Origin of the sequence: Myxococcus sp. SDU36, from assembly GCF_030168875.1 — a bacterium.
In the GTDB taxonomy this organism is placed as follows: Bacteria; Myxococcota; Myxococcia; order Myxococcales; family Myxococcaceae; genus Myxococcus; species Myxococcus vastator.
Map to the genome: position 1 here is coordinate 2,086,685 of NZ_CP077414.1, position 5,525 is coordinate 2,092,209.

Here is a 5,525-nt window from a genome sequence, read left to right on the forward strand (position 1 = left end):
CACTCCGAGCGAGGGCACTCCCCAGCAACTGTGAATCGAAATCCATGGTGGTGCCTCGCCCCGCTCCCCTGCCGTTACGGACTCGCGGCTTCACGCTGCGAGCCCCCCTGCTCCACGGCCCGCTTCAGCTCCACCCCGTGCTGGGGATCCATCCCAAACGATGCGCCAGGCGCGGGATGGACATTCCAAGGGGGCGTGGCCTGCAAGCGAACCTGGTGGAAATCGGCCGCGCCCCGCGAGGCCTGCATTGGATTGTTGTGGGTAGCAACGTAGGGCGCGGCGCTGCGGCCCTGGACGGCGCTCCAGACGATGAATTCGGGATTCAAGACCCGAGGATCGGGCTGGAAGAAGCGCCCCACGCTCGGGTCGTAGGTCCGCAGGCCTTCTTCGAACAGGTCCGTCTCAGTGTCGTAGTACTGGCCCACCCGGCGTAGCGGTGTCCAGAACGGGGACGCGCCTGGCTCGAAGCGTCGGTACTTATAATTCTGAATGGCGACGCCCCGCCTTCGGGCGGCGACCGGACATGTGCAACCGACGGGCACTCCCGCGTCCGAGTCACACGCGGCGGCCTCGCAGGTCGCATTGGAGCGGAACTGGACGGCAATCTCCCCATCCGTGCCCTCGACCCAGTCACTCCAGACCATGCCGCGATTCGCGCCACTGTAGGGACCTGCGAGCTGGGCGCCCGTGCTTCCGTCCTTGAGCACGACGTAATCGTGGGATGACTCGGTATCGATGAGGCTGAAAATCACGCGCTGCTGCACCTTGAGGGAGGCACTTCGAACCGGCTGCTGGAGCCGGGTCAGCTCCTGGTCCAAGTCATCCGCATAGGGATTCGCGGATGCCGCGTAGTGACTCACGCGGTTGACGTGGCCCATGGGGTCGTATTCGCCGGTCCCGGCGATGCGCCCGGAGTCATCCATCATCAGCACGGGCCGCCCAGCATGGTCCGAGACGATGAAATAGAGGCCGCACGCGGCGGCCTCGCCGTTGCGCGTACAGTCGGTGGAGGTATCCGAAAGGCGTGTCCACTGCGGAGTGAACTTGCCGCGCACCACGGCGACTGGCCTCCCGCCAAGCCACACGTAATCGTCTTCCACGAAGAAGTTGACGGGCGAGATGACCCGATCCCCTCCCCGGTCGGACAACAACTGGACGCCCAGGTCGTGGAAATACTCGTCACGCGCGCCGGTCGGATAGTCCTTGAGCCGACGCCGATGGAAGCCGTCGTACAGGTACATGTAGTAGGAGGACGTCCACCCGACGCTCATGGAGCGCATGTGGCGATCACGCGTCCCATCCGCCGGATTCAGATTGAGATGCGCATGGTTGTCACCAGGCGTCATCCGGTGCGTGGCCTTCCGATTGACGTTGCCGTTGGGGTCGAAATAAAAGAAATCGGCGAACATCTGTCCGGGGCCCGCATACTCAATGAACAGATACTCGGGAGTGGATGCGCCGTAATACAGCGTCGAGTCAATGTTTCCGTCTTCGGAGGAAGAGGTGCGGTTGCCTCGGCGGTCATAGACGTACGTTCTGGATGCGTAGGTTCCCCCCGTGGCGGCATGGTTCCCCGCAGGCCGGCTGGCGTGTGTCAGGCGCAGCGTCCGGTCATAGGTGAACTCCTCCGTCTGGGCCTGCTGCGAGTCCAGCACGCAGGTGTCCATTCTCCGCACCTGGTCCGCTGTCCACGTGTAGGTCCTGCTGTAGATGTCCCCGGTTCCCGTCCCCGGGCTGCTGGAGCCCGTGGAGACCCGCAGCGCACGAAGGCGCCCCGTCAGGTCCGAGGCGGCGAGCGACGGAGGGACGTCCGCACAGGCGGCCTCTGATGAGGTGGGCGCCACGGATGCGTCATCGCCCAGCATGTATTCCACCGAGCGGATGACGTCGTTCCGGACATGGTGCTGCTGATAGCCACGCAATCCGCCATAGGGCTCCCAGCGGACATCGCTGAGGACCCGGTGGGCTTGCCACACCGTTCCATCGTGGAGCGCCACCTCGACGGCGGAGACGCGGTCAGCGGCCGCCCCCACGCCATGAACGTAGGAGACCACTCTTCCGTGGGGATAGGTGATGGAGGCCAGGTTTCCATTCGGCGTGTAGCTGTAGTGCGCGTCCGGGTTGAGGTCGGGCCCCTGGCCGCATCCCGTGGCGTTGGCACGCACACGCAGCTCGCGGATGACCCGCCCCAGGTCGTCGTATTCGAACCACGTGCGTCCAAAGCTGTCTTCTCGGAAGCGAAGACGGCCCATGCTCTTGAGCTGCGTCGGGCAACCCGCGGGCGGCGTCTCGTCGTTGTCGTAGCCCAGCTTGTAGTGCGTGAACGCGAAGTCGGCATCCACGTAGACCGCTTGCGTCATCAGCAGCCGGGACAGGTGGTCATAGGTATAGAGCAGCGGAATGTTGAAGGCGCTGCTCATGTAGGGGGAGACCTCCGCGATCTTGTTCCCCTGTGCGTCATACGCGTAGCGCATGGCGCCGTTCATGTGCGGCGGTGCCGCCCCCACGAGGTTGCCGAAGTCGTCATAGGTGAAGGTGGTTGCCGGCTGGGTGCAGCCTTCGAAGGTGTCGCTGCCCAGGCATCCAGTTTTGATCGCGGCGACGTTGCCGTGCGCGTCATGCCGCAACAGCGTGCGCTGCCCCGTGCCGTCCACGGGAACTTCGTCCACGTGGATGAGTCGATTGGCCCGGTCATAGGACAACGCGCTGCACGCGGGCGATACAGGACGGCCATCCCCACCGACGGCGCACCACGAAGGAGGCGCGTTCATCGCATGGCCAACCCCCGTCAGGTTGTCCGCGCCGTCATAGGAGCGTGCTGCCGTGTAACTGCCGGGGCCAATGCCCCACTGCTCATGCGTGGGACGGAGATGTGCATCAGCGGCGAAGGAACGCACCCGCCGGGCCACGCCCGGCGCATCCAAGAACCGCTCCTCTTTGAGGGAGCCATCTGGCCAGTACGTGTACGTGACTTTCTCAGTCCAGACCGCGCCGGAGTTGTCCGCCGCCCGGGCCTTCCATTGGAGCTTGTCTGTCGTCGTGCCACCGCTGCAAGCCGCTGTCGGCGTTCCCGCGCGGTAGCAGTACACCTCGAAGTTCCCTTCGGGCCGTTGCATCCACGCAAGGTGCCCGGCGTCGTGGCCGTAGCGGGTCACCACGTCCACCTGCCCCGATGTGTGCACCGTCTGGGTCAGCAACCGGTTGCCTTCCCAGGTGAAAGCCGTGGTGACGCCGCTGGGGTCGATACGTTCGGTGACGTTTCCGGACACGTCGTAGCCGTTGTAGCGCGTATCGACAGGAGTGCTCGTCGGGCCCGCGGGGAAGCGGGCAACGCGCATCAGGCGATTCCTGCGGAAGGCGGTCGTTTCGGAGTCAGCCCAGTAGAAATTCTGGGTGAGTGGATAGCTGGTGCCTGCCGGGCAGTCCGTCGCGGCCTCGCTCTCCACCCAGCAGGGGCCATGGGTTTCGAGCACCCTGCCGAGCGGATCCGGGCTTGTCTCTCCCGTGCGCTGAACGAAGTAGAATGTGCCAATCCAGCGCTTCTGCGCGGTCCAGACGGCCGTCTGCCGATCCATCACTCGCGTCCATCCGGAGCGGATGGTGGCGACAAGGCGGCCTGACGCATTGTACCGGTGGTAGGTCCGCGCCTTTTCCCCCGCGCTCCCGAAGACACTGGCCTTCTCGGAAGATGCCAACTGCTGCTGCCCACCCGGACCGTAGCTGTAGGTGAAGTGCTCTGTTTCGAGCGCCCCCGTGCCCTCCATGTCCTGCGCGCCGCGAAGAACGGACGTCCTTTCCATCGCCTCGGCGGGCGCGCCGGGCCCGGTGGCAGGGGCATGCACGTAGACTTCCCAGGCCTCTCGCTTGTTCTTGACGGCCCGCTCGTAAGCGGGAGCGCTCTCAGTGGCGCACGCCCACTCATGACGGACACTGCCCGGACTACAGGCGCCCGCCACGTCACAGGCGTCCTCCGTCTGATAGACGCGAGGGACGCCGCCTGCCTCGGCTTGAGGCAGGGACGTGTAGGTCCTGGAGAAGGCCACCGGTGTATCCTGACCATTGCCTCGGCCCGCGGACGGCTCGGCCACGGTTTGTGACCACGGCTCGACGCCGCAGCAGTCGCTTCCCGGCAGGCACAGAGCCTGCGCCCGGGCGCCTCCAGGCAGCATCAGGTAAAGCGCACCGACCAGCGAAATGGCTGTACTCACAAGCGGCTTCATCGAGGCTCCGCGACAGCGCCTGTCCAGCCTTCGGGCGGCATGCACACCTGGCCTCCGGCGGAAGGGTGAATCTGAATGCAGCGCCATTCCTTCGGGCAGGCCTCGTCCTCGAGGCACTGCTGGCTGCAGAAGTAGTCCTGGTCGAGCCGGGGCCCAGCACGGAGACAAAGCCGGGAGACGCAGTCGGATTCACCGCCCGCCGCGCAGCGCTCCCCGAGCGCCTTGGTGCGCTGCTTTGCCTGCGTGAACTGATGGTCCGCCAGCACCGCGTTGGAGGCTTCAGGCTGAGCTATCGGCGCGGCGCGTTCCACCGCGGCTTTCTCGCTGCATCCGACGAGGCAGAAGCTCAGCACACCGACGCAAGCGAACCGGAACTGAAGCAGGCTGAGAATCATCAGCCCTCCCCCCCGCCCGACGCACCGTCTCCATGGGTTCCCGCATCCGAAGGCGGCATGGCCTCCGGGAAGCGCTTGACGGGGATGCGGGTCTCCAGGTCAGACATCAAGCGGTTCTCCGCCTCACTCCGTGCGTCTGCCGCAAGACGTCCTCGAACCTCATCGAACGAAGGAATCACGGTCTCGACCGGCGCGAGTGCCTGCACCACGTGAATGCCATACGGCGTCTCGAACGGCTTGCTCAGTTCATCCTTCTCCAACGCTGCTGCGGCCTCGAAGAACGATGGATGGACCTGCCCTTCCTGGATGATGCCCATGTCCGCCGTGTGTGCGGCGCCGGCTTCCCCCTGACTCGCCTCGCGTGCCACGAGTTCGAAGTCCTCCCCTCCAATGATTCGGGCGTAGAGGACATTGGCGCGATCCCGAGCCCGGCGTCGCGTTGCCGCATCTGCGTCGGCCGCAAGCCGCACGATGATGTGGCGTACATGGATCTGCTGGCGGGCCAACGTATCCTTCGAGGCCTCGAAGCGAGCACGCAGCGTTGCCTCACTCGTAGCGTCCTTGAGTTCATGCTGTAGCAGCGCCTGCGCTAGGATCTCACGGCGAGCTGCGGCGAGCCGTGCGCGGACGTCTTCGCGTTCATCAAGCCCCAGCTCGACAGCTTGCTCGGCCAATCGAGTGCGGCTGATAAGCGCGTCCAACTGTGCTTCAACCGATTCCAAGCCAGGTGCCCGCCGGGCAGCAAACTGTTCTAGGTCAGCACGAAGGATGGCGCGCTTCCCCACCTCGGCGACGACATCTGCATCGCGGCAGCCCGTGGTAGATATAGCTGTCAGGAAGACAACAGCCGTGATCAGTGTGCAGGGAGCCCAGTGGGGCGCCGGAACGCCTCGATTTGATAAAGTGCGAT

3 protein-coding genes are annotated in these 5,525 nt (G+C 65.1%); all 3 read right to left on the reverse strand.

The window, feature by feature from the left end; all coding sequences use genetic code 11:
• Positions 1-74: 74 nt before the first annotated feature.
• Positions 75-4,043 carry a hypothetical protein gene (locus tag KGD87_RS08285; protein WP_284666921.1) on the reverse strand — a complete coding sequence of 1,323 codons (3,969 nt, stop codon included), beginning with the start codon at positions 4,041-4,043 and terminating at the stop codon, positions 75-77.
• A gap of 173 nt (positions 4,044-4,216) precedes the next feature.
• Entirely contained in the window at positions 4,217-4,615 is a 399-nt protein-coding gene (locus KGD87_RS08290) for a hypothetical protein (RefSeq protein ID WP_284666922.1), read from the reverse strand.
• A complete protein-coding gene (locus tag KGD87_RS08295) occupies positions 4,615-5,316 on the reverse strand; it encodes a peptidylprolyl isomerase (protein ID WP_284666923.1) in 702 nt (233 codons plus the stop codon). The genes KGD87_RS08290 and KGD87_RS08295 overlap by 1 nt, the downstream gene beginning before the upstream one ends.
• Positions 5,317-5,525: the final 209 nt, after the last annotated feature.